27 protein-coding genes are annotated in these 26,329 nt (G+C 33.7%); 16 read left to right on the plus strand and 11 right to left on the minus strand.

Annotation, left to right across the window (positions count from 1 at the left end; all coding sequences use genetic code 11):
• Positions 1-91: 91 nt before the first annotated feature.
• The 4 genes from ABD730_RS05495 to ABD730_RS05510 form a co-directional block, all read right to left on the minus strand.
• Positions 92-1,876 (minus strand): MutS-related protein, encoded by a 1,785-nt coding sequence (locus ABD730_RS05495; protein WP_344713106.1) that lies wholly within the window; start codon positions 1,874-1,876, stop codon positions 92-94.
• Positions 1,877-1,956: 80 nt separating this feature from the next.
• A complete protein-coding gene (locus ABD730_RS05500; protein ID WP_215928238.1) occupies positions 1,957-2,703 on the minus strand; it encodes a succinate dehydrogenase/fumarate reductase iron-sulfur subunit in 747 nt (248 codons plus the stop codon).
• A gap of 7 nt (positions 2,704-2,710) precedes the next feature.
• A complete protein-coding gene (locus tag ABD730_RS05505) occupies positions 2,711-4,723 on the minus strand; it encodes a fumarate reductase/succinate dehydrogenase flavoprotein subunit (RefSeq protein WP_215928239.1) in 2,013 nt (670 codons plus the stop codon).
• A 13-nt stretch (positions 4,724-4,736) separates the two neighbouring features.
• On the minus strand, positions 4,737-5,411 hold the full coding sequence (locus ABD730_RS05510; RefSeq protein WP_215928240.1) for a succinate dehydrogenase cytochrome b subunit: 675 nt from the start codon (positions 5,409-5,411) through the stop codon (positions 4,737-4,739).
• Between the two features lie 425 nt (positions 5,412-5,836).
• Between ABD730_RS05510 and ABD730_RS05515 the strand changes: the two genes are divergently transcribed.
• Entirely contained in the window at positions 5,837-7,129 is a 1,293-nt protein-coding gene (locus ABD730_RS05515; protein WP_334468334.1) for an aminopeptidase P family protein, read from the plus strand.
• Positions 7,130-7,194: 65 nt separating this feature from the next.
• Here ABD730_RS05515 and ABD730_RS05520 read toward each other — a convergent pair whose 3' ends face one another.
• On the minus strand, positions 7,195-7,899 hold the full coding sequence (locus ABD730_RS05520) for a DNA adenine methylase (protein WP_344713109.1): 705 nt from the start codon (positions 7,897-7,899) through the stop codon (positions 7,195-7,197).
• 7 nt (positions 7,900-7,906) lie between these two features.
• A complete protein-coding gene (locus tag ABD730_RS05525; protein ID WP_344713111.1) occupies positions 7,907-9,457 on the minus strand; it encodes a serine hydrolase in 1,551 nt (516 codons plus the stop codon).
• A gap of 94 nt (positions 9,458-9,551) precedes the next feature.
• Here ABD730_RS05525 and ABD730_RS05530 point away from each other — a divergent pair, with 94 nt between their 5' ends.
• The 3 genes from ABD730_RS05530 (at position 9,552) to ABD730_RS05540 (ending at position 10,961) form a co-directional block, all read left to right on the plus strand.
• A complete protein-coding gene (locus ABD730_RS05530) occupies positions 9,552-10,328 on the plus strand; it encodes an alpha/beta fold hydrolase (protein WP_344713113.1) in 777 nt (258 codons plus the stop codon).
• A 78-nt stretch (positions 10,329-10,406) separates the two neighbouring features.
• Positions 10,407-10,649, plus strand: coding sequence for a hypothetical protein (locus tag ABD730_RS05535; protein ID WP_215928245.1), 243 nt, complete (start codon positions 10,407-10,409; stop codon positions 10,647-10,649).
• An 81-nt stretch (positions 10,650-10,730) separates the two neighbouring features.
• Entirely contained in the window at positions 10,731-10,961 is a 231-nt protein-coding gene (locus ABD730_RS05540; RefSeq protein WP_215928246.1) for a hypothetical protein, read from the plus strand.
• On the opposite strand, the gene thiL is transcribed toward ABD730_RS05540, so the two are convergent.
• Positions 10,945-11,997 carry a thiamine-phosphate kinase gene (gene thiL, locus ABD730_RS05545; protein ID WP_344713117.1) on the minus strand — a complete coding sequence of 351 codons (1,053 nt, stop codon included), beginning with the start codon at positions 11,995-11,997 and terminating at the stop codon, positions 10,945-10,947. The two genes, ABD730_RS05540 and thiL, sit on opposite strands and share 17 nt — an antisense overlap.
• A gap of 97 nt (positions 11,998-12,094) precedes the next feature.
• Here thiL and ABD730_RS05550 point away from each other — a divergent pair, with 97 nt between their 5' ends.
• The 10 genes from ABD730_RS05550 (at position 12,095) to sufD (ending at position 21,478) form a co-directional block, all read left to right on the plus strand.
• Positions 12,095-13,312 carry a choice-of-anchor B family protein gene (locus tag ABD730_RS05550; RefSeq protein WP_344713119.1) on the plus strand — a complete coding sequence of 406 codons (1,218 nt, stop codon included), beginning with the start codon at positions 12,095-12,097 and terminating at the stop codon, positions 13,310-13,312.
• Position 13,313: 1 nt separating this feature from the next.
• A complete protein-coding gene (locus ABD730_RS05555) occupies positions 13,314-14,648 on the plus strand; it encodes a hypothetical protein (RefSeq protein ID WP_344713121.1) in 1,335 nt (444 codons plus the stop codon).
• Between the two features lie 21 nt (positions 14,649-14,669).
• Complete coding sequence (locus ABD730_RS05560) at positions 14,670-15,434, plus strand: MbnP family protein (protein ID WP_344713124.1); 765 nt, start codon at positions 14,670-14,672, stop codon at positions 15,432-15,434.
• An 11-nt stretch (positions 15,435-15,445) separates the two neighbouring features.
• On the plus strand, positions 15,446-16,507 hold the full coding sequence (locus ABD730_RS05565) for a cytochrome-c peroxidase (protein ID WP_344713126.1): 1,062 nt from the start codon (positions 15,446-15,448) through the stop codon (positions 16,505-16,507).
• 109 nt (positions 16,508-16,616) lie between these two features.
• A complete protein-coding gene (locus tag ABD730_RS05570) occupies positions 16,617-16,856 on the plus strand; it encodes a hypothetical protein (RefSeq protein ID WP_215928255.1) in 240 nt (79 codons plus the stop codon).
• Positions 16,857-16,992: 136 nt separating this feature from the next.
• On the plus strand, positions 16,993-17,322 hold the full coding sequence (locus ABD730_RS05575; protein WP_215928256.1) for a HesB/IscA family protein: 330 nt from the start codon (positions 16,993-16,995) through the stop codon (positions 17,320-17,322).
• Between the two features lie 15 nt (positions 17,323-17,337).
• Positions 17,338-18,786, plus strand: a complete 1,449-nt coding sequence (gene sufB / locus ABD730_RS05580) for a Fe-S cluster assembly protein SufB (protein ID WP_334468356.1) — start codon at positions 17,338-17,340, stop codon at positions 18,784-18,786.
• Positions 18,787-18,849: 63 nt separating this feature from the next.
• Positions 18,850-19,257 (plus strand): hypothetical protein, encoded by a 408-nt coding sequence (locus tag ABD730_RS05585; RefSeq protein WP_334468358.1) that lies wholly within the window; start codon positions 18,850-18,852, stop codon positions 19,255-19,257.
• Between the two features lie 4 nt (positions 19,258-19,261).
• Complete coding sequence (gene sufC / locus ABD730_RS05590) at positions 19,262-20,014, plus strand: Fe-S cluster assembly ATPase SufC (protein ID WP_215928261.1); 753 nt, start codon at positions 19,262-19,264, stop codon at positions 20,012-20,014.
• Positions 20,015-20,164: 150 nt separating this feature from the next.
• Positions 20,165-21,478 carry a Fe-S cluster assembly protein SufD gene (sufD, locus tag ABD730_RS05595; protein ID WP_215928263.1) on the plus strand — a complete coding sequence of 438 codons (1,314 nt, stop codon included), beginning with the start codon at positions 20,165-20,167 and terminating at the stop codon, positions 21,476-21,478.
• 38 nt (positions 21,479-21,516) lie between these two features.
• On the opposite strand, the gene ABD730_RS05600 is transcribed toward sufD, so the two are convergent.
• From ABD730_RS05600 to ABD730_RS05615, 4 genes are read right to left on the minus strand one after another with little or no spacing between them, the layout of a single operon-like run.
• Complete coding sequence (locus tag ABD730_RS05600) at positions 21,517-23,172, minus strand: serine hydrolase domain-containing protein (RefSeq protein ID WP_344713129.1); 1,656 nt, start codon at positions 23,170-23,172, stop codon at positions 21,517-21,519.
• Positions 23,160-23,339, minus strand: coding sequence for a hypothetical protein (locus ABD730_RS05605; RefSeq protein ID WP_092466156.1), 180 nt, complete (start codon positions 23,337-23,339; stop codon positions 23,160-23,162). Before ABD730_RS05605 ends, ABD730_RS05600 begins: the two co-directional genes overlap by 13 nt.
• Positions 23,340-23,350: 11 nt before the next feature.
• Positions 23,351-23,779, minus strand: a complete 429-nt coding sequence (locus ABD730_RS05610) for a hypothetical protein (RefSeq protein WP_344713134.1) — start codon at positions 23,777-23,779, stop codon at positions 23,351-23,353.
• 2 nt (positions 23,780-23,781) lie between these two features.
• The gene (locus ABD730_RS05615) at positions 23,782-24,114 is read right to left on the minus strand and encodes a PadR family transcriptional regulator (protein ID WP_115817209.1); all 333 of its coding nucleotides are present in this window, start codon (positions 24,112-24,114) and stop codon (positions 23,782-23,784) included.
• 123 nt (positions 24,115-24,237) lie between these two features.
• On the opposite strand from ABD730_RS05615, the gene ABD730_RS05620 reads away from it, so the two are divergent.
• Both ABD730_RS05620 and ABD730_RS05625 read left to right on the plus strand, forming a co-directional pair.
• Positions 24,238-25,452: an aminotransferase class V-fold PLP-dependent enzyme gene (locus ABD730_RS05620; RefSeq protein ID WP_344713138.1), complete on the plus strand. Its 1,215-nt coding sequence runs from the start codon at positions 24,238-24,240 to the stop codon at positions 25,450-25,452.
• Positions 25,453-25,497: 45 nt separating this feature from the next.
• The gene (locus tag ABD730_RS05625; protein ID WP_344713140.1) at positions 25,498-26,319 is read left to right on the plus strand and encodes an META domain-containing protein; all 822 of its coding nucleotides are present in this window, start codon (positions 25,498-25,500) and stop codon (positions 26,317-26,319) included.
• Positions 26,320-26,329: the final 10 nt, after the last annotated feature.

Consider the following 26,329-nt stretch of genomic DNA (forward strand, 5'->3'; position numbering starts at 1 on the left):
TTTACTCAAATACCTTTATAAAAACACAACCGGACTTAATAACCTATTATTTAATAGTAGAACCAAATACTAATCCGTTTGGCAAGGTTAATTATATAATCTCCATCTTTTTTAATAGGAAACTCGCATTCATATTTTGACAAACACCTTGTTTCAATTTGTAGTCAAAAAAGAGTTCATCATTAATGATTTCTGCATCAAAGTAGTAATTTTTTACAGCTTCTAACTCGGTTTCAATTTCAGTAAGACTTAAATCGTGAGTAGCAATGATTCCTGTAGCATTTTGTTTTACCAGTTTCTCTACAAATTTTCGAGAGCCAATAGCTTTATCTGTACTGTTGGTTCCTTTTAAAATTTCATCTAAAATCACAAAATAATTTTTATCATTTTCAATGGTGTCAACCACAAATTTTAATCGCGTAAGCTCACTAAAGAAATACGAACTATCATCGGTTAACGAATCGGTTGTTCGCATACTTGTAATTAGCTTAATTGGCTTGTATTTACTTTGTTTCGCACAAATAGGCAATCCAACATTGGCCATCACAATATGAAGCGCAACAGTTCTTAAAAACGTGCTTTTTCCTGCCATATTTGCTCCTGTTACAATAAAGAATTGTTCTTCTTCAATCTTTAAATTACTATCTACTCGTTTTTCAGGATTTAATAGCGGATGCCCTAAACCCTCTGCTAAAATTGTCACAGGTTCTTCGGTTAATATTGGATAGGTAAATTTTTGATGATTAAAAGCATAGTTTCCAAAGCTATTAAAAGCATCAAAAAACGTCACCACTTCAAACCAATCATCAACCTTATGTCCATATTTACTAATCCATTGTTCTATCTTATAAGTTTGCCTTATGTCTAAAAGCAAAAGACCGTTACCAAATATCGCAGATATTAAATTATTTCGATTGTCTAAAGCATCTAAAGCTTTTGAAAATTTAGAAAATATCTCAGAGGCTTTCATACCTTCAGATTGAATTTTCTGTTGTTGCTCATTGAGTAGCGGAGATTTAAATTCATTATTTTCAATTAACTCTAACAAAAAAGCATATTGTTTAAATGTATCCTTAGCCATTTCAGTATTCTGAGCAACTAAATTTATTTTCTTCAAATAAAATGCGGTTATTCCTAACCCTAAAATTAACCATCCTAACAACAAATAACCTGAACGTTCCATTGGAATAACCTCAAGAACACCTAAAGTCAATATAAGCACTGAAATAACACTATAAGCAATTGTAAACCAATAATGAAAAAGATTTAAAAACGGTTTGTAATCCTTAAGCCAATTTATAATTGATGTTGCAGAATGCTCTACCTCTACACCTTGGGAAACACCTGAATAATTTTGTCTCCATTTTGGTAACGATGCTAATTCTTGTATCGCTTTTTGTCTATTTTCAATATTAGAAATATCATTAGCAAGCAATTGCTGCGTCAACTTTTCCGTCCCTTCTTTTATGGTTGTTCTATTTATAAATTGAAAGAAGGAACCTTTCCCAAATAAATCGATATCGAGACTAAAAAAATGCTTCGGATTTTGAAATTGAGAACCGTCTGGTCTCCCATCAAAATTCCCTTTGGCAATTTTTAATTCATCTTCATTTATTGTAATCAGCCGTTTGTGTAAATTTCTTTTCGACTTTAAATCTGTATATCTAGAAAGCAAAAAGAGAAAGAGCGCCATTCCTGCAACTCCAATCCCAACTGCAATTTTCCAATTTTGATAGGTAAAATAGATTCCTACTCCCGTAAGAATAAAAATAGAGAGTCTTAGTATACTATAAAGACTAAGTTGTTTAAATATACGCTTAGACTCAGCTTTATTAATTTCTAATTGTTCTGTATAAAAAGAATTTGGGTTTTGCATAATGCTAAATTAAAAAATCCCAAGATAAGACTTTACCTTGGGATTCTGTATTTTGTAATTCCTGCTTTAACAGGGATTTATTAACCTTTTAATGTTGCCGATAAATACTCACGATTCATACGTGCAATATTTTCTAAAGAGATACCTTTAGGACATTCTACTTCACAAGCTCCAGTATTGGTACAGTTACCAAAACCTTCTTCATCCATTTGTCTTACCATATTTAAAACTCGGTCAGTAGCTTCTACTTTACCTTGTGGTAATAATGCAAATTGAGACACTTTTGCTCCAACAAATAACATGGCGCTAGAATTTTTACAACTCGCTACACAAGCACCACATCCAATACAAGTAGCCGCTTCAAAAGCTTTATCTGCATCGTGTTTGTTTACAGGTATTGAGTTAGCATCAATAGTATTTCCAGAAGTGTTTACAGAAATAAAACCTCCTGCATGCTGAATACGATCAAAAGATGTTCTATCTACAATTAAATCTTTAATAACAGGAAAAGCGGTTGCTCTAAATGGCTCAATTGTAATTGTATCACCGTCTTTAAACATTCTCATGTGTAATTGACAAGTAGTAATACCACGATCTGGACCATGAGCTTCTCCATTAATGTATAAAGAACACATTCCACAAATTCCCTCACGACAATCATGATCAAAAGCAATTGGGCTTTCATCTTTATTAACTAACTGCTCGTTTAAAACATCTAGCATTTCTAGGAAAGACATGTCTGGAGAAATATCGTTGACTTTATAATCAACCATTTTTCCTTTATCACTAGCGTTTTTTTGACGCCAAATTTTTAGTGTTAAATTCATTGCTTTCTTATTTGTATGATCTTTGTTTTAATTCTATATCCTTGAACTCTAATTGTTCCTTGTGCAATACGGCATCACTTGGCTCTCCTTTATATTCCCAAGCTGCTACATAAGCAAAGTTTTCATCGTCACGTTTTGCTTCTCCTTTTTGCTCTCCATCTAACTCAACAGAATCTTCTCTAAAGTGTCCACCACAAGACTCTTCTCTGTTTAAAGCATCTTTAGCAAATAACTCTCCTAATTCTAAGAAGTCTGCCACACGACCAGCTTTTGCCAATTCTTCGTTGTATTCTTCGTTAGTTCCAGGCACTTTAACATCTTTCCAAAACTCTTCACGAAGTGCTTTAATTTCTGAAATAGCCTCTGTTAAACCTTTCACATTACGTGCCATTCCAACTTTGTTCCACATGATTTTTCCTAATTTTTTATGGAAATAATCTACAGAATGAGAACCGTTATTGTTAATTAAATGATCTATATTTTTTCTTACTTCAGCTTCAACTTCTTCAAATTCTTTGGTATCTGTAGAAATTGGTCCTGTTCTAATATCATTTGATAAATAATCGCCAATAGTATATGGTAATACAAAATAACCATCTGCTAAACCTTGCATTAAAGCCGAAGCCCCAAGTCTGTTTGCACCATGATCAGAGAAGTTAGCCTCTCCAATACAGTATAAACCAGGAACAGTTGTCATTAAGTTATAATCTACCCAAATACCTCCCATTGTATAATGTACCGCAGGATAAATCATCATTGGTGTATTGTATGGATCTTGATCTACAATCTTCTCATACATTTGGAATAAGTTTCCATATTTATTTTTGATGACTTCTTGACCTAACTTCTTAACAAGCGCTGCATCATTTTCATCTAAGCCTCTAACATGTGCCGTTTCTTTTCCGTAACGCTCTATTGCTGAAGCAAAATCTAAGAATACAGCCTCTCCTGTTGCATTAACACCATAACCAGCATCACAACGTTCTTTTGCTGCACGAGATGCAACATCACGAGGGACTAAGTTACCAAAGGCAGGATAACGACGCTCTAAGTAGTAATCGCGATCTTCTTCTGCTAAATCTTTTGGTTTTAATGTTCCTGCTTTAATTGCCTCTACATCTTTTTTATGTTTTGGCACCCAAATACGGCCATCGTTACGTAAAGACTCAGACATCAATGTTAATTTAGACTGATGGTCTCCAGAAACAGGAATACATGTTGGGTGAATTTGTGTGTAACAAGGGTTTGCAAAGAAAGCACCGCGTTTGTGAGCTTTCCAAGCAGCTGTTACATTACTTCCCATCGCATTAGTTGATAAGAAGAATACGTTACCATAACCACCAGTTCCCAGAACTACAGCGTGAGCTGAATGTCTTTCGATTTCACCAGTAATTAAGTTACGTGTTATAATACCTCGAGCTTTTCCATCAATTTTTACAATGTCAAGCATTTCATGACGGTTGTACATTTTGATTTTACCACGACCTATTTGACGATTCATGGCAGAATACGCTCCTAATAATAATTGTTGTCCTGTTTGTCCTGCAGCATAAAAAGTACGTGATACTAATACACCACCAAACGAACGGTTATCTAATAAGCCACCATATTCACGTGCAAAAGGCACACCTTGAGCAACACATTGGTCAATAATATTTGCCGAAACCTCAGCCAAACGATATACGTTAGCTTCACGCGAACGATAATCCCCTCCTTTTACAGTATCGTAAAATAATCTGTATGTTGAATCACCATCTCCTTGGTAGTTTTTTGCGGCATTTATTCCACCTTGAGCTGCAATAGAGTGTGCACGCCTAGGTGAATCTTGAAAACAAAATGCTTTTACATTATATCCTAGCTCTGCTAAAGTCGCAGCAGCAGATCCTCCAGCTAAACCTGTACCAACAATAATAACGTCTATGTTACGTTTGTTTGCAGGATTAACTAAATTTATGTGATTTTTATAATCTGTCCATTTATCTTTAATTGGACCTTTTGGTATTTTTGAGTCTAAAGCCATATTAAGCTATTTTTTAGTGTCCTGTTAAATGATGAAACAATGCAATGAAAATAAATCCTAAAGGAATACCTATAGCATAAATTTTACTGAAAGTCTTTAAGCCTTTTGTGTACTTATTATTTGCTCCAACTGATTGAAATGCCGAATTGAATCCATGTAATAAGTGCAAGGCTAAGAATACAAATGCTACAACATATGCTCCTACCCTAAGTGGACTATGAAATTTTTCAACTAATTCATGAAAATACCTATACTCACCATTGTGCATACCAGACATATCACCAACAATATATTTTGTGTTTATTTCTGGAATCCAAAAATCAATAAAGTGAAGTACTATAAACGCTAAAATTGCTAAACCGCTCCAAATCATATTCCTACTCATCCAAGTAGAATTTGCTGCTCCATTATTTTTAGCATAAGTAATTTGTCTTGCCTTGTTGTTTTTAATTTCTAATACAAATCCCATTACAAAATGGAAAATAACACCAAAAATTAATACAGGCTGCATCACATATTGAATTACCCAAAACGTCCCCATATAATGCGATACTTCGTTAAAAGTGTCTGCGCTAAATACAGATAATAAGTTAATTGCAAAATGTTGTAATAAGAAAATCATTAGGAAGAGTGCCGAAAGTGCCATGGCAAATTTTCTTCCAATCGAAGAATTTAAAATTCCGCTCATTGTATATGTAGTTGATTATTTGTCTAACAAAGATACAGCACAATTAACTTTCTCCCAACTACGCTGAGAGATAATTAATTTATTTAGAATGAATTTAATCTAGTTACACTAAATATTTTTGACTTAACTTGATAATTACTAGTTGCTGAGAAAAAACTCAAAATAAAAAAAAACGCAGATTGAAACTTCATAAATGTCTCTTAAAATTTATCAGATTATGAGCTTTACCTTTTGCTAGCGGTTTTGTTTGTTTATTTTTGGATAATCAAGGAAAAACAATCAAATGTCAGCTTGAGTATTGTTGGCCTTAAAATATATTTTAAGCCAAAACAGCTCACAAAGCACGTTAAAAACCTCTGTTTATATTTTTCAAAAGAGCGTTACAACAACACTCAATATGACAATTTTTAAAACTATTCTCTATTATGAAATACGATTTAATCGACAAGCAACTTTTTATAAAAAACCGCAAAAACTTTACGGCTCAAATGAAGCCAAACAGTTTAGCTGTTTTTAACTCTAACGACATTTATCCAATAAGCGCAGATAGCACTTTACCTTTTGCACAACATCGCGATATTTTTTACTTAAGCGGAGTAGACCAAGAAGAAAGTATCTTAGTTTTATTTCCAGATTGCCCAAAAGAAAACCATCGTGAAATTTTATTCTTAAAAGAAACTAACGAGCATATTGCTGTTTGGGAAGGTGAAAAACTCACTAAAGAAAAAGCATTTGAAACTTCTGGCATTACAACCGTATATTGGTTACAAGACATGGAGAAAGTAATGTTTGAATTAATGACGCAATGCGACACCATTTACATTAATACCAACGAACATTACAGAGCGAATGTAGAAACGGAAACCCGAGAGGATCGTTTTACCAAATGGTTAAAGGATAAATATCCTGCGCATAGTGTAGCAAAAAGTAATCCTATTTTACAACGCTTACGTTCTGTAAAAGACCAAATAGAATTAGATTTAATTCAGCAAGCTTGTAATATTACCGAAAAAGGATTTAGACGTGTTTTAAAATTTACAAAACCTGGTGTTTGGGAATATAATTTAGAAGCAGAGTTTATGCACGAATTCCTAAACAACCGCTCTAAAGGATTTTCATACACACCTATTATTGGATCAGGAAATAATGCTAACGTTTTACACTATATCGAAAACAACCAACAATGTAAAGCTGGTGATTTAATTTTAATTGATGCCGGGGCAGAATACGCAAACTACTCTAGTGATATGACGCGTACAATTCCAGTTTCTGGTAAATTTAACGATAGACAAAAAGCGGTTTACAATGCCGTAAACAGAGTTAAAAATGAAGCCACTAAAATGCTTGTCCCAGGCACACTATGGGAACAATACCATATTGAAGTTGGTAAACTCATGACTTCAGAACTTTTAGGTTTAGGCCTTTTAGACAAAGCTGACGTACAAAACGAAAATAAAGATTGGCCAGCTTATAAAAAGTATTTTATGCACGGTACATCTCACCACATGGGCTTAGACACACATGATTATGGGATTTTAACTGAACCAATGCAAGCTAACATGGTGTTTACGGTTGAACCAGGAATTTATATTCCAGATGAAGGATTTGGCATTCGATTAGAAGATGATGTTGTAATTCAGGAGAAGGGTGAACCTTTCAACTTAATGCGCAATATTCCTATTGAAGTAGAAGAGATTGAAGATATTATGAATTCGTAAACCCAAAAACTAGAAAACAAAACCTACAAGTTAAAACAGCTTGTAGGTTTTTTTATTCCTCTATGTTAAGCTTCAAAAACAAACAGACGCTCAACACTTGTTTTAGGCGCTAAATTTTCAGCATGCCAAGAAAATGTTGTTTTTGCCGGCATTTCCCAAACAGATTTAAAATCTTTTGGAGCATTATATTCACTTACAAAAACCTGATGACCGGCCTTACTTTGCTGCCTACACCATTCCCAAAATTGTTCGTGATTAAAATCATCCCTATATTTTGTTGTGGAGGCATAAGGCGGATCACAATACACAATACTTTGTTTTGGAATATCTAATTCTAAATACGATTTACACGACAAAACAACTCCTTCAAGATTTGGAATTTGTTTTGTAATATTTCTATAATGTTCTCCCCAATAATCACGCTTACCTTGCTTATCTCTTCGGTATCCAGAAAACCATTTTCCACCAAAAGAATTAAAACCAACATAACCAACCAAATGTTTGGGATATTGATCTTGATGCGCTCTAATTTTACGATAATCTTCTTCAGTCACCAATTTTGGAGGGTCCCAATTATCATAAATTAAAGCTTGCCACATCGCCATTAATTCTTCATGTTGGTCGTTAGCAATTCTCACACCTGTAACCTTATCAATCATATTCATACCTCCAGCAAACGGCTCAACATAAACTTGCTCAGGAACTCTGTTTTTAAGAAGTATTGGTAATAAATATTTGGCAAAACGCGCCTTACTTCCCATGTATTTCATGGACTAATCATTGTTTTTTAAGTTCTAAATCATGAAAATCAAAACTAAAATCAGTAATAGGAGCTATGTACTTCATAGATGCAGAAACAGCGTCTCCTTTTTCATTAAAGGTAAATTGTACATAGACATCTGCGTCATAACTTCTATCATGCCATTTAGCAACAAACGTAGTGGCATTTAATGGTAATAATTCTCCAAAAAGTCTAGACGAACGCTTACTCTTTATAGTATACCCTTTTTTTACTTCATGCAAAATATCAATATCACCAAACCAATCGTCTGTATACGTTCCAACAATTTGTTCTGGTTTTGGCAATGTTTTTAGCTTTTTCGCCTTTTCAACTTTAGAATAAACAGCGTTTTTTATACTGTCGTTATATTTAATATAATCTGCATTTCTTTTGCCATATTTTTCTAACCAATTTCTGTTTTCATATCCTAAATAAGAATCTTTAATTGTGTTAGTAATAGTACTAAAAGCAGAACCATTCATTTGATTGGTTAATACCACAATTCCCAAATCTAAATCCGGAATCATAGTAAATTGTGTAACTGTCCCTAACAAACCTCCTGTATGATACACTTGTTTATATCCACCTTTAACATCTGAAACAAACCAACCTAAACCATACCCCTTAAAGTTAGAATTATAAGAATCATTAGGATATACATTTAAAGGAGTCTGTAATTGCCAAAGTTCATGAAACTGTTTTTCACTTAATAGACGTTCGCCATTCTTGGTAACAGCATTATTCATTAAAAATTCTGCCCAAGCCAACATATCTGGAACATTACTAACAATACCTCCTGCTGGATTTGCTATTTCACTCCAGTCATGTGGAATTTGAATAACCTCACCCTCAGTCATTGTATGCGCATCAATAATATTTGATTTATCTGTCACACGATTGTAAGATGCTTTACTATGCGTCATTCCAACCGGTTGCAATATTTTAGTTTCAATAAACGCTTCCCACGACAACCCACTTACACGCTTTAAAACTTCACCTGCAATAATGAACATATTATTATTGTACTGAAACTCACTTCTAAACGAGCTTTCTGGCTCCAAATAGCGCACATTCGCAATCACATCATCCACACTAAAATCATTACCTTCAGGAAAAAACATTAAATCTCCTGCTCCTAATCCTAAACCACTGCGATGTGTTACTAAGTCTCTCACTGTAAATTCTTGAGTCACCCAAGCATCATACAACTGAAATTCAGGAATGTGCTGGCGCACCTTATCGTCCCAATTTAATTTACCAGCATCAACCATCATAGCCAAAGCAAAACAGGTAAACCCTTTACTATTTGAAGCAACACCAACTAAAGTTTCGTCGTTCATCGCTTTTTTATTCACTAATGAACGAAGCCCATGACCTTTAGAATATACAATTTCTCCATCCTTATAAATACCCACAGAAATTCCAGGTACATCAAAAGTGGTTAAAGTTTCTTTTATGAGCTTATCGAGTTGTTGCTCTTCAATTTGAGCGTTTAATAAAAGCGCTGTAAAACATAAAACTGAGGCAAAAAATTGTTTTAAAAACATGAAATATTGAATTTAGTTTTGAATGTTTCCAAAGATACTAAAATGTTATAATGAATAATGGCATTGCATACTTTCAAAATATATCTTTGTAATCATGAATATAGATTACAAAAACAGCAAGATTTACTACAGCATTGAAGGCAAAGGTGACCCCATCATTTTGCTACACGGATTTCTTGAAACTGTTGCCATGTGGAATGATATAACTCCAGAATTATCAAAAACACATCAAGTTATAGGTATTGATTTACTTGGCCACGGACAAACGGATTGTTTGGGCTATATACATACTATGGAGGATATGGCAGAAGCGGTTATTGCGGTTTTAAAACATCACAATATTAAGAACGCAAATTTCATTGGACATTCTATGGGAGGCTATGTGGCTTTAGCACTTGCAGAGAAACAACCCGAAGTAGTTAAAGGCTTATGCTTAATGAATTCTACGTTTGAAGCAGATGATGATGAAAAAAAACTATTACGAACACGAGCCAATGCCATGGCTAAAACAAATTTTCAAAATTTAGTACGCATGTCTTTTGTAAATCTATTTGCCCCTGAAAGCAAACTTAAATTTAAAAATAAGCTTAACAACGCTTTACAAATTGCTTTACAAACTCCGGTTCAAGGCTACATCGCTGCCTCAGAAGGCATGAAACTTAGACCCAATCGTTTTGAAGTTTTAAAAAACCTCAAAGCGAACAAATTAATTATTATTGGCAAAAAAGACGGCTTAATAGACGGTGAGCAGCTTATTAATAAAATTACAGGTACAGATATTGAGTATATAGAATTTTCAGAAGGACATATGAGTCATATTGAAAATAAATCAGAATTAACTTACAATTTAATACACTTTGTCGAAAAATAAACCACTTAAACGTTTTGTTTGTCTTTTTTTTCTAAACTTGTATCATAGATTCAAAAATAAATTGTAAAACAAACCTGTATGAAACCTACTAAACTATACTGTGATTTATTTGGCCATAACTATCAAATAAGTAAAAAAGTAACCAATCATGTAAAAGAGTACACTTGTAAGTGCTGTAAAAAACAGTTAACAACAAACAGCAATGGAAGACTTACAGAATTAACAGCCAAACGTCAAGAAATAAATTCGGCACTAGAACGCATTTACAACAACAGAACGATGCGTTTAAAGCAAAAAATGCTCAGTTCATCGATTTGTTAATTGTTAATAACTTCTTCGTAACTAATTTTCTTATATTACAGTCCTTTACGAGATTACTAATCCCTATAAGAAAACTAGTTAATGAAAAACGTTTATTGCTCATTATTTGGTCATGACTACAAGGTCTCCAAAGAAGTGACTTACCATGTAAAAGAATACAAGTGCAAAAATTGTAAATCTGAAATGACCATTGATGGTAATGGAAAATTTATTCCTTTAACACCTAAGTTCAAAGAAATTAATTCTGTATTACATCGTGTACATACAAAACGCTTAGAAAAAAGCCAACGTTTTTTTATTCTTGATTTTTAAGAGCATTCCAACCTTTAGCAATTATCTGAATCTTTTCATCTGCTCTAGTTACCAAATGCATTCCTCTATCTTCTTCTGTTATATAACCTATAACCGTTAAGTTTGGATTACCTTTTATTTTAGGGAAATCTTCTTGGGAAATTGTCATTAATAATTCATAATCCTCACCACCATTTAAAGCAATAGTTGTGCTATCTAAATTGAATTCTTCACAAGTAGAAATCACCTGAGGATCTAATGGTATTTTTGTTTCATAAATATCTGCACCAACCTTACTTTGCTTACATAAATGAATGATTTCAGATGAAATTCCATCACTAACATCAATCATGCTCGTTGGTTTTACACCTAACTCCTTCAATAATTCAACTACATCCTTACGAGCTTCTGGTTTTAACTGACGCTCAATAATGTACGTATACATAGATAAATCGGGCTGATTATTAGGATTAACTTTAAAGACTTCTTTTTCACGCTCTAAAACCTGCAATCCCATAAAAGCGCCACCAACATCACCTGTTACCACAATTAAATCATTTGGTTTTGCTCCAGATCTTAAAACTTCATTACCTTTTTCAACCTCACCAATTGCAGTTACCGAAATAATTAATCCAGATGTGGAAGAAGTTGTATCTCCGCCAACGACATCGACATTATAAAATTTTGCCGCTAATGTAATTCCTGCATATAATTCTTCTAGTGCCTCTAAAGGAAAACGATTAGACACAGCAATAGAAACTGTAACCTGCGTTGCCATAGCATTCATGGCATAAATATCTGAAAGGTTAACAACTATTGCTTTATAACCTAAATGCTTTAATGGAGCATAGCTTAAATCAAAATGTACTCCTTCAACCAATAAATCTGTTGAAACAACAATTTGCTTTTTTCCAAAATTTAGAACAGCAGCATCGTCGCCAACACCTTTGATGGTTGATTTCTGAGTCACTTTAAAGTGATCTGTTAAATGCTCAATAAGTTTAAATTCTCCTAATTCACTTAAAGGAGTTCGCTGTGGGTTCTTATCTTCAATCATAATGCAAAAATATTATGCTTTTCTGACATAGAAGTACATTATACTAAATGAATTTTATTTCAACACTAAAAATTCCTTAAATTGCTAAAAAAAGATTATGAAATTTAACACTTGGGCTTTTATGGCTTCTGCATTATTTATGCTAACCAATTGCTCTAACGACGACACTACCAGAACAAGCGACCCTGTTACTGAAGCCCAATTTCCTTGCGTCAATGGAATGGCTGGCGCCTACCCTTGCGACGGTTTTGATTTAATGAGCCATATTTCTGTTGAAGAATTAGGAGGCGCTGGTGCCGAAGGCAATGATTCTTGGGGCTGGACAGACCCAGAAACAGGCAAAGAATACGCCTTAATTGGCACTACAACGAGTTCTGCTTTTGTTGATATGTCAGATCCTACAAATCCCATCTTATTAGGAAGACTACCAACAGCTACCACCAATAGTCTATGGCGCGATATTAAAGTTTATAACAACCATGCTTTTATAGTAAGCGAAGCAGCAGGTCATGGCATGCAAGTCTTTGATTTAACACGCCTTAGAAATGTAGAAAACCCTCCGCAAACCTTCACTGCAGATGCTAATTATAATGAATTTGGAAACGCACATAATATTGTAATTAATGAAGATAGTGGTTTTGCATATATTGTTGGATCCAATACATTTAATGGAGGACCACATTTTGTAAATATTCAAAACCCATCAAACCCTACAGCAGCGGGAGGACATGCAGATGATTCTTACTCTCACGACGCTCAAGTAGTTACTTATAACGGACCAGATACAGATTACACAGGCAAAGAAGTACTAATAGGCAGCAATGAAAATGAAGTCGTTATTGTAGATGTAACAGATAAAAATGCCCCAACACAAATATCAACCATAGATTACAGCAACATAGGCTACACACATCAAGGTTGGTTTACGGAAGATATGACCTATTTTATATTAGGTGACGAATTAGATGAAATTAATTTTGGTTCAAACTCTAGAACTTTAGTCTTCGATTTTACAGATCTTGACAACCCGACTTTTCACATGGAATATTTAGGCCCAACAGCTGCTATAGACCATAATGTTTACGTGATTGACAACACCTTATATATTGCTAATTATTCCGCAGGTATTAGAGCTGTTGATATCTCTAATATTAATTCGGGAATAATGGTCGAAACAGGATATATAGATACATTTCCTACAAATAACAATACAGCATTTAATGGTGCCTGGAATATCTATCCTTTTTTTGCAAGCGGAAATATTGTAGTAAGCGATATTGAAGGTGGCTTATTTATAGTTAGACTCACAGAATAAAATGCTACCTAAACCTAAATTCTTTATATTTTACATCTTAATTCTTCTCATTTTAGAGAGTTGCAGCAAGGATAACGCTATTACATTAACTCCCACTGTTAATGTGAGTTTTGTCAAAACCTTAGGAGGCACAAAAAACGATAGCGGACAATCTGTTGTTGCCACTACTGACGGTGGCTATGCCATACTAGGGTTTACCCAAAGTATGAATGGAGACATTACTGATAAAACCAATGAAAGTTTTGATTTTTGGGTATTAAAATACAATGCTTCGGGAGATTTACAATGGCAAAAAACATTTGGAGGCTCTGCAGATGAACGCGGGAGTTCAATCATACAAACTCAAGATGGTGGTTATGCTATTTTAGGCTTTAGTTTTAGTAACGATGGAGACCTTAATAACAACTCAGGATTACAAGATTACTGGTTAGCAAAACTAGATGCTAACGGCAATTTATCTTGGCAAAAATCATTTGGATTTCAAGGAGCCGATTCAGGAATTTCAGTTATTCAAACCAATGATCAAGGCTATTTGCTTACTGGAATTTTAGACGTTACTGCTTCTGGCGGTGAAGGAAACACCTCTAGAAACACAAACAGACATGCTGGTGGAGATTATTGGGCAATAAAACTAAACACAACAGGCACAATAGAATGGAGTCAGTACTTTGGCGGCAACTTTACAGACACACCTAATGGTGTTATTCAAACCGAAGATAATGGATTTATAATAGTAGGAAGCTCGGATAGTGACGATACCGACATTTCTAATAACATTGGCACTTACGATTTTTGGATTGTAAAAATTTCAGCAGTAGGTAATTTGGCTTGGGAAAAATCTTTTGGCGGCACTCAAATTGACGAAGCCAGAGCCATAACTTCAACTAATGATGGCAATTATTTAATTGCTGGCGACACAAGAAGCTATGACAATGATATCTCTAACAATAAAGGAGCTGCAGATTTATGGTTAATCAAAATATCACCAGAAGGCAACTTACTTTGGGAAAAAACAATAGGAGGTTCAAGTTTTGACGTGGCCCGTTCTATTGTTAAATCTCAAAATAACGGTTTTATTTTAGCTGGAAGTTCTCGAAGTAATGATTTAGATGTTTCTGAAAATAAAGGACAAAACGATGCTTGGATTTTAAAAGTAGATAACAACGGTAATTTGCAATGGGAAACTACTATTGGCGGTTCAAATATAGATTTTGCTTATAGTGTTGCAGAACTTAATGACGGCTCAACTATTGCCGTAGGAGATAGCACAAGCAATGATGGAGATATTATAGAAAATAAAGGATTCACAGATTTATTAATTGTAAAAATTGATTAAATAATGACAACAGCAATACCTATGAAAAAGATTTTAACTCTTACCCTAATTATACTTTTGAGTTTCACCTCCTGTAGCGAAGACAATGATGATAATTTAAGTCCGCAATCAATAGCTACATTCAATTTTACGCATAACTGGGACGGGACTTTAATCACTAATGCAAATTTTAACAGCATTGAATACACTAATGCCAAAGGAAACCTGTTAAGCATTGAAAGATTGCGCTATATAATCTCAGATATTACGTTTACATCCAGCACCAACGAAAGCATCGTTTTAGACAACTACAATTTAGTCGATGTCACAAATAATAGCGGTTTAAGCTATACAACCGAAATACCTACTGGCTCATATAATGTTTCATTCACATTTGGATTGGATAACGAAGACAACGCTGAAAATTATCTCGATTTAAATTCGGCATCATTCAATGTACCAGATATGATGGGAGGCGGTTATCATTACATGCAATTTGATGGTAAATTTATCAACACCTCTAATGAAGAACAAGGATTCAATTACCACGCTATTAGAGCAGTTGATAACGCTGGTACAAACCCAACATTTCCGCAAGACACATTCTTTTCAGTAGATTTAGGCACCATAACTATTTCGGCAAATACCGAAATTGAAGTACAAATGAATATTGCAGAATGGTTTAAAAACCCGAATCTTTGGGATTTGAATGTATTTAACCAAATGCTCATGCCAAATTCTACAGCACAAATAATGATGTTTGATAACGGACAGAGTGTTTTTAGTTTAGGAACAGTAAGTCAATAAGTCACAGTTTTATGCAAAAAAGGCTCTACTTAATATCAGCATTAATTCTCACATGTCTAAGCTGCTCCAGTGATGATACAACAAGTTATGAACCAATACCTCAACCTTTAACTATTCCACAAATATTCTCGGACCATATTATCCCACCTATTATCCCAACCAATAATCCACAAACAGTTGAAGGAGTTGCATTAGGAAAAAAATTATTTTTCGATACTATTTTATCTTCAGATGGCACACAAGCTTGCGCCAGCTGTCATGCACCACAAAATGCTTTTACAGATAACACAGCAACAAGTGTAGGTATAGATGGTGTTTTTGGTACTCGTAATGCTATGCCTTTATTTAATTTAGCTTGGAATTACAACGAACGTTTTAATTGGGACGGCACCGCTCTAAGCTTAGAAAGACAAGCCGAAGAACCTGTAGAAAATCCAATAGAACTTCATAGCAACTGGGACAATGTTGTCTCAAGATTACAAGCACATCCTGAATATCCAGAACTTTTTAGATTGGCTTTTAAAACAACAACCATAACCAAAGAACTAACCACTAAAGCAATTGCTCAATTTGAGCGCACCTTAATTTCTGCAAATTCAAAATTTGATAATTACACTTTGGGCAATGCCACTTTAACAGCTCAAGAATTAAACGGCTTAGATGTTTTTTTAAGAGAAGATAAGGGAGATTGCTTTCATTGCCATGGCAACCCCAGCAACCCATTATGGACAGATAACTTATTCCATAACAATGGTTTAGATGCCACTTTTACAGACTTAGGTTTAGGAACCGTTACAGGAGATCCAAATGACAACGGAAAATTTAAATCACCCTCACTACGTAATTTAGCTTTTACAGCACCTTATATGCACGATGGTAGATTTAGCACGCTAGATGAAGTAATAAATCACTACAGTGAAGGACTTCAAAATTCGGCAACTATAGACCCATTAATGAAACAAATTGCCCAAGGAGGAGTTCAGCTTACAGATGAAGATAAAGCCGATTTAAAAGCCTTCTTATTGACACTTTCAGATTCTACATTTATTACTAACCCCTTGTATCAGAATTAATTTCACCTTTCGAAATTACAATTTTTATGTATTTCATCGAAAAATCAGGTATTTTAACTTAAATTGAATATGGTTTTATAAATTGGTCATCCCTAAGTCTATATTAAGTATGAAACCTAAACCAACAGAAACCTTACCGTGTTCCGTTTTTGGTCATAATTATGTAAGATCAAAAACCAATTTAGATCACTCTATTGAAATGACTTGTTCGCACTGCGATGTAGTTGTGGTTACAGATGTTCACGGAAATTTTGAAAACCATACGTTTTCTAACACCCAAATTAAAGATACGCTACAAGAGTTATATCGTCTTACAAAACGTATCACAAAAACAAAAGTAGCCTTCTAATTGCACTTTTGTTACACATTTGCATTGATAGCCAAATCTTATCAAACCATATGCTAATATAATGTTAGTACCTATGGTAAAACCTTTGTTATATCGTATATTTGCATTCTATTTAGAACTAATCTAGTTAAACGATATGATTAAAGTCTCAGATCAGGCAAAAAAGAAAGTCATGGAACTCATGACTGATGACGGCTTCAACCCAAGCACAGACTATGTTAGAGTTGGTGTAAAAAGTGGTGGCTGCTCTGGTTTATCTTACGAGTTAAAGTTTGATAAATCCCAAGTAGAAGACGATAAAGTCTTTGAAGATAATGACATTAAAATTATTGTAGACAAAAAGAGCTTTCTATACCTTATTGGTACAACTTTAGAATATTCTGGTGGATTAAACGGAACTGGTTTCGTATTTAACAATCCTAATGCTAACCGAACTTGCGGTTGTGGTGAATCTTTTTCACTTTAAAAAACTAAAACACACATGTCAAAATATACAGAAGACGATCTTAGAGAAGAATTAAAAACCAAAGAGTATGAATATGGTTTTTATACAGATATTGAATCTGAAACATTTCCTATTGGATTAAATGAAGACATCGTTCGCGCTATTTCAAAGAAAAAAGAAGAGCCAGAATGGATGACAGAATGGAGACTTGAAGCTTTTAAGGCTTGGAAGGAAATGACTGAGCCAGAATGGGCAAATGTACATTACCAAAAACCCGATTTTCAATCTATTGCATATTATTCGGCACCTGTTGCTGTAGATCCTAATAAAACATTAGACGATGTAGATCCGGATCTTTTAGCAATGTATAAAAAGCTAGGAATATCTGTTGATGAACAAAAAAAGATGAACAATGTTGCTATGGATATTGTTGTAGATTCTGTTTCTGTTGCAACAACATTTAAAAAGACCTTAGGTGAAAAAGGCATCATCTTTATGAGCATATCTGAAGCCATAAAGGAGCATCCTGAATTAGTAAAGAAATACCTTGGTACTGTTGTACCTCAGAAAGATAATTTTTATGCAGCACTAAATAGTGCTGTATTTAGCGATGGGTCATTCTGTTATATTCCAAAAGGCGTTCGTTGCCCAATGGAATTATCTACCTATTTTAGAATTAATCAGGCAGGAACTGGACAATTTGAAAGAACCTTAGTCATTGCAGACGAAGGAAGTTACGTATCGTATTTAGAAGGTTGTACAGCACCAAGTAGAGACGAAAACCAATTGCACGCTGCCGTTGTAGAATTAATTGCACTAGATGATGCCGAAATAAAATATTCAACAGTACAAAACTGGTTCCCAGGAACTGCTGAAGGAAAAGGCGGCGTTTACAATTTCGTAACTAAAAGAGGCCTTTGTGAGAAAAACGCTAAAATCTCTTGGACACAAGTTGAAACAGGTTCTGCTGTAACTTGGAAATACCCAAGTTGTGTATTAAAAGGAGATAATTCTGTAGGCGAATTTTACTCTATCGCAGTAACAAATAATTATCAGCAAGCAGATACTGGTACCAAAATGATTCATTTAGGTAAAAACACAAAATCAACGATTATATCTAAAGGAATTTCTGCTGGTAAATCTCAAAACTCATATCGTGGACTAGTACAGGTTGGGTCTCGTGCAGATAATGCACGTAATTTTTCTCAATGTGACAGTTTATTAATGGGAAATGAATGTGGCGCACACACCTTCCCATATATAGAAGCAAAAAACAAAAGTGCCATGATTGAGCACGAAGCCACCACAAGTAAAATTGGAGAAGACCAAATATTTTACTGTAACCAAAGAGGTATTGATACCGAAAAAGCCATTGCCCTAATAGTAAATGGTTTTAGTAAAGAAGTCTTAAATAAATTACCAATGGAATTTGCTGTGGAAGCTCAAAAACTATTAGAAATAAGTTTAGAAGGTTCTGTAGGATAATTAAAATAATATGTCATCACACTCTGAGTACTGATAAAATGCTTAGAGTATAAAATTTTCGAAATGAAAAAAATCAATCTTATCATTATTTTAGCTTTAGTAATGTTCGCTTGTAAAAACGAAACAAAACAAGCTGTTGACTTAGAAGAAAATCGTTCAAAATCTTACGACCAAAACGATGGATTTATAACCCTTAAAGGCGACTTCGTCTATTATGCAGATGCAGCTGTTTTACAAACACCATCAGAAATTTACGGTGTCGTTATCGATGAAAACCTACAGCTTTTAGAGAACCAAGTAAAGCCATTTAAAAAAGAAGCTACTGATATGGTTCCGGTTACCGTACGTGTTAGAAAATTTGAAAAACCTAAAGACGAAGAAGGCTGGCAATACAGAGTAGAAATAAAAGAAATATTAAAGGTAGATACACCTAATCCAGAATCAAAAGACGTTATAAAATTAGCAAATTAAGACTATGTTAAAGATTAATAACTTGCACGCAAGTATAGAAGACAAAGCCATATTAAAAGGTATAAATTTAGAAGTTAAAGCAGGAGAAGTTCACGCTATAATGGGTCCTAATGGCTCAGGTAAAAGTACTTTAGCTTCTGTAATTGCTGGTAAAGAAGAGTACGAAGTTACCGAAGGTAACATTTTACTAGACAATGAAGATATAGAAGAATTAGCCGCCGAAGAACGTGCTCATAAAGGGGTGTTTTTATCATTTCAATACCCTGTTGAAATTCCTGGAGTTAGTGTCACTAACTTTATGAAAACAGCAATTAATGAGACACGTAAAGCTAAAGGCTTAGACGACATGCCTGCTAAAGACATGTTGAAAATGATTCGTGAAAAATCTGAGCTTTTAGAAATAGACCGTAAGTTCTTATCACGTTCTCTAAATGAAGGATTTTCTGGTGGAGAAAAGAAACGTAACGAGATTTTTCAAATGGCTATGTTAGAACCAAAATTAGCCATCTTAGACGAAACTGATTCTGGTCTAGATATCGATGCGCTTCGTATTGTTGCCAATGGTGTAAACAAATTAAAATCTAAAGACAACGCTGTTATTGTCATTACACACTACCAACGTTTATTAGATCATATTGTACCCGATTTTGTTCATGTTTTATACAATGGGAAAATTGTAAAATCTGGAGGAAAAGAATTAGCACACGAGCTAGAAGCTAAAGGTTACGATTGGATTAAAGAAGAGGTTAACGCTTAATTAGTGGACAGTGGTCAGCCATCAGTAAGTAGTAACTTACTCAAATGTGACCATTTGTAGCAAAAACATTAAATCAAGTATTAATTTCACAGTTATAGTTGCCATTGAGCGAACTGCCGACTGAGGACTTATTACTGAAGACTTAAAAAAATGAGTTTAAAAGAAAAATTAGTATCGTCATTTATGGCCTTTGAGGACACCGTTGATGTGCACTCGTCAATACATGACATTCGTACTGAAGCCATAAAGACTTTTGAAGCTGAAGGGTTTCCTACTAAACGATTAGAAAACTGGAAATACACATCCTTGAATTCGGTTTTAAAGCACGATTATAGCGTGTTTCCTAAACATGAAAACAAGCTAGAATTTAATGATGTAAAAAAATATTTTATTCACGAAATTGATGCTTATAAAATCATCTTTATCGATGGTAAATACGCATCGCATTTATCACAAACTACACATGACGGTTTAGATGTCTGCCTAATGTCTGCAGCCTTAACAAAACCAAAATATAAAGTTATTATTGATAATTATTTCAATAAAATTGCTGCAAAAGATAGTTTATCTTCCTTAAATACTGCCTTTTCAAGTGAAGGAGCGTATATTAACATTCCTAAGAATAAAGTCGTTGATAAGCCTATTCAGATCATTCATTTTTCAACAGGAAGTGAAGCTGCCGTAATGTTACAACCTCGTAACTTAATTGTAGTAAACGAAAACGCACATGTTCAAATCATAGAACGTCATCAGAGTTTAACAGACAATCCTGTTTTAACAAATTCTGTTACGGAGATTTTCACAAACAAACGTGCTATTGTAGATTATTACAAGATTCAAAACGATAAAGAAAACGCCTCTTTAATAGACAATACATTTGTTAATCAAAAACAAGAGAGTTTAGCCAAAGTACATACCTTTTCTTTTGGCGGAAAATTAACTAGAAACAATCTTAACTTTTACCAAAACGGTGAACGTATTGATTCTACCATGAAAGGTATCACCATCATTGGTAACAAACAACATGTAGACCACAACACATTAGTGCATCATATTGAACCAAATTGTGAAAGTCACCAAGATTATAAAGGTATTTTTAACGATAGCTCAACAGGAGTTTTTAATGGTAAAGTTGTTGTTGAAAAACTAGCGCAAAAAACCAATGCATTCCAAGCCAACAACAATGTTTTAATGAGCGACAAGGCTACCATCAACACTAAACCTCAACTTGAGATTTTTGCAGATGACGTAAAATGTTCTCACGGTTGTACAATTGGTCAATTAGATGAAAGCGCTATGTTTTATTTACGCTCTAGAGGAATTCCGGAAAAAGAAGCAAGAGCATTGCTAATGTTTGCTTTTAGTAACAACGTTATGGATTCAGTTAAAATACCAGAACTTAAAAATAGAATTACTAAGATTATCGCTAAGAAATTAGGTGTAAATATTGGGTTTGACTTATAAGTTTTACCAAAAAATATAATGTAAAAAAGGATTGCTATTTAGCGATCCTTTTCTTTTTTAAATACAATCTCTTTTACAGTGCCATCACAAGATAAAAGCATACCTGTAATGGTGTCATTTTTACCTTTTATAAAATGATAAAGCGTTCTATCATTATTTCCAAATTGATTTAACTGAACAGGATGTAAATTTACGTTTTCCTTTTCTGCATAAGTTAATTTAAGCATTGCGTCTTCTTCAAAAAAACGATAAACAACATCCAATTCTTCAGAATAAAAATTACCTACAAAATCTGAGACTTCAACAGATTCAGCATCAATAAAGTTAGCTTGTTCAAAATAAAATGGTGTACCACCAAATGAAATAATCATATCGTGAGATACTGAAGGTGTAAAATCGTATTTCACATTTTGACTTTGCGTTCTATGAAACTTATTTTCGTCATATTGCACAAGAGCTGCAGCAGTTCTTCCCATAGAGCCAACTGATTTTAGCGTGTCATTTTCTACAAATATTTTTATAGTCATATCACTATTAATTTCTTTGTATTCGCCAATAAATTCTTTAAAATTTTGTGCCTTGAATACCATTTCCTCTTCCTTTTCATTTTTAATTCTTTCGCCATTTTTCATCAAAATATCTAAAATTTGATACGCTATTCTTGGAGCATCTATCCCTTGCGAATTAGTTAGAACTATAATGCCTATTTGCTTTTCTGGAACTGTAATTAATTGTGAACGTCCACCAAAACCAAATCCGCTGTGATTTACAGTTTCATAACCTTTATAATTATCTAACATTAATCCTCGTGCGTATTTCGCATTCTTTCCTGAAATTAGAGTTTCAGTCGTTTTTAAAAATTCCGCTAAAGATTTAAATTCTAAAATCTGGTCATTCAGCATTTGCATCCAAATAGCCATATCATTTACTGAAGATCCCATGCTTCCTGCACCATAACTCAATTGGTCATTTGTATAAAACCTGTAACCATCTCGATGTTTTTGATAACCAACCGCTTTATTACTAATGGGTTTTCCATATTCAACTCTTACAAAAGTTGAATTCATTTTTAAAGGATTCAAAATTTTCTCTTTCAAATACTCATTCAGGTTTTGCCCTGAAATACGCTCAATAATAATAGCCAATAAATTATAATTGGTATTAGAATAGCTCACTTTTTCGCCAACTAAATGGTTTAAATTTTTCTGTTTAATGGCTAAATCTAAAACCGTATTATTATCGTAATAATGAGTATCATAATCAAAACCTGCCAAGTACATTAATGTCATATAATTACGAATACCACTCGTGTGGTTCAGTAAATGTTTTATTCTAATGGTTTCTTCGTACTCTGGAAATTCTGGCAAATACATTCTAATATCATCCTCTAAACTGATTTCACCATCATTTGCCAAAGCCCAAATAGCCGAAGCTGTAAATTGTTTTGCAATGGATGCTAAACTAAAAACGGTAGAATCAGAATTCTTAATGTTATAATCTAAACTAGAAAGCCCAAAACCTTTAGAATAGATAGATTGCCCTTGATTAATCACCTTTACGCTCAATCCTGGTGTATCATTAGAAACATATGTTGCTAACAATTCATCAATTTTTAGATTTGCATTTGTTTGTGCTTTTGAACTTAAAAAGACAAACACACCAATCAATAAGCACGTGCTTCTTAAATTGAACATTGCTTATATTTTTGATAGAAATAGGTTGGAATAAGTCCAAAATTAAGAAATAGAAAGCCAATAAAAACAATGATTCCTCTGTATGGCCAAGTCAAAAACTCGAACATAGCACCAATACCGAGAATAAAAAAAGTAATAAATCCGAGGATGTAAAATGATTTCTTCATGATAAAATGATTTAAGAAAATTTGTGAATAGATTTTTTATAGCTCGCGTAAAAATGAACTGGTAGTATGACTAACACAGCAATAACAATAGCGCCAAGTAACCAAGCATTAGCATAAGGCCATTGCATCATCTGAAAAACCAAACTAACAACCAACAATAAAATCACCATAAAGCCTGCAGAGAATTTCAACTTATTGAATGTCATAAGTTGCTTCGCAAACTTTTGATAATTCGTTTCTAATTGTAAATTCTGAAAACTAGAATACCCACCAAATTTCTGCAACGCTTGTTGATATATTGCATTAAAATCATCAGAATTTTGATGCTCTATATATGTACAGATATGGTCCAGTAAATCCTCTCTTAAATCTTTATTTTTAACACCATATAAGGTTAAATTGTTTTCAATAAAGGCGATATGCTTTTCTGATAATTCCATGATTATATCGGTTTTGGGTTAAAAATTAAATTTAAGGTCTCAATAAAATCATTGATTTCTTCAGTAACAGTCTCTACCATTTTCTTCCCTTCTTTAGTGACTTTATAATATTTCCGAACACGCTTACCAATAAAAACTTTTTCCGTTTCTAAAACCTTTTTCGCTTCAAGCTTATGTAAAATGGGATATAATGCACCTTCCGAAATATCTATTTTTCCTGAAGTCATCGTTTTCACTTCTTGTGTAATCTCGTAACCATACATTCTACCCTTTTCATTTATAAGTTTTAAAATGATAGGTTGCAATGTTCCTTTTGTTAATTCTTTACTATACATATCACAAATATACATTTTATATAAATGTATCCTAATAAAATGTGTATTAAATATTTTAATGACTAATTATAAGTTTTTCTTTAAGAACAATGCGTTGTATCTTTGTAACTAGGAATTAAGCCCATGTTAGACGTACAAAAAATAAGAAAAGACTTCCCCATTCTCAACAGAACGGTTAATGGGAAACCACTCATATATTTCGATAATGCTGCAACTTCGCAAACACCTCAGCAAGTCATTGATGTTATTGTAGATTATTACAGTAATTACAATGCAAATATTCATAGAGGTGTGCATAGCTTAAGCCAGGAAGCAACGGATGCTTATGAGCAAGCACGTATTAAAATTCAGAAACATTTTAATGCTAAACACAGTTACGAAATCATTTATACTGCTGGTACAACGCATAGTATCAATTTAGTTGCTAACGGCTTTTCTTCACTCTTAAAAAAAGGAGATGAAATTATTGTTTCTGCTTTAGAGCATCACAGTAATATTGTGCCATGGCAAATGCTTTGCGAGCGCACAGGAGCGATTTTAAAAGTCATTCCTATGAATGAAAATGGCGAATTAATCCTTTCGGATTATGATGCGCTTTTAAACGAACACACGAAATTGGTTTTTGTAAACCATATTTCAAATGCTTTAGGAACTATAAATCCTATTGAATCTATTATAGAAAAAGCACATGCTGTTGGCGCTGCTGTTTTAATTGATGGCGCACAATCTTGTCCGCATTTAAAACCAGACGTTCAAGCGTTAGATGTTGATTTCTATGTCTGTTCTGCCCACAAAATTTGTGGACCAACAGGAGTTGGTATGTTATACGGAAAGGAAGAATGGCTAAATAAATTACCACCTTACCAAGGAGGAGGCGAAATGATTGCAGAAGTGTCGTTCGAAAAAACGACTTATGCTGGACTACCTCATAAATTTGAAGCTGGTACACCAAACATCTGTGGAGGCATTGCTTTTGGAGCCGCTTTAGACTATATGAATAACATAGGTTTTGAAAATATTGCCAAATACGAAAATGAACTTTTAGCTTACGGAACAGAACAGTTACTTAAAATTGAAGGTTTAAAAATTTACGGCACAGCAAAAGAGAAAACCTCTGTAATATCTTTTAATGTAGGCACTATTCATCCTTATGACATTGGAACCATTTTAGACAAAATGGGTATCGCAGTCCGTACAGGTCATCATTGCGCACAACCTATTATGGACTTTTATAAAATTCCAGGTACCATAAGAGCTTCTTTTATGTTTTATAACACCAAAGAAGAAATTGACACATTTATTGTAGCGCTTAAAAAGGCAATAATGATGTTATCTTAGACTTTGGCATCAAATATGTATCTTACAGTATAAAATATTATACAGATGAAAATTTTAGTTAGTTTATTTATGCTTTTAGCCACATTAAATTCTTGTGATTCGTCTAAGAAAGCAATAGAAAATAGCAAAAAAATGCAAGAACCAATTTCTGGAACCTACAACATAACACAACTTGGAGATACGGATGTTTCTTCAAATAAAATTGTAATTAATTTTGACGACACCAATAATAAAGTCGCAGGATTTGCAGGTTGTAATAGCTTCTTCGGGAATTATTCAATAGAAAATAATACGATATCTTTTGGTAGTATTGGTTCATCAAGAAAATTATGTCCTAACCCAATAATGGATATTGAAAACCAACTCTTAAAAGCCTTGAATTCGGTTACTTCATTTTCAACACAAGAGAATGAAATTTCGTTCTATTCAAATGACACTGTTGTTTTCAAAGGAACAAATAGCATTACCGCATCTAAAAGAAGTGCTACTGTAAACTACGAAGACAATACTACTGTTAAATATCAAACTGTAGCGAGAGGCTCTTTTAACTACATCACGATTTCAAAAACAAAACTATTAATTTCAAAAGATCAAAATCTTCAGAAAATAGATAAATTTAATACAGACCCTGAAGATTGGAAGGCTTTAAACAAATTGATTGAAGCTGTAGAAGTTGAAACCATTCATAATTTAGTTCCTCCGTCTACAAAGCATCAATACGATGGAGCTCCTCTCGCTACTTTAGCTATAATACATGGTGATGTACAATACATGACACCAGCTTTTGACCATGGAAATCCACCAGAAGCTGTAAAAGCTTTAGTTAATAAAGTGTTATCCATTAAAGAAAACACCGTTAAAAACTAACGATTTTGTA

It is taken from the genome of Winogradskyella damuponensis (assembly GCF_039538385.1).
Taxonomy (GTDB): Bacteria; Bacteroidota; Bacteroidia; order Flavobacteriales; family Flavobacteriaceae; genus Winogradskyella; species Winogradskyella damuponensis.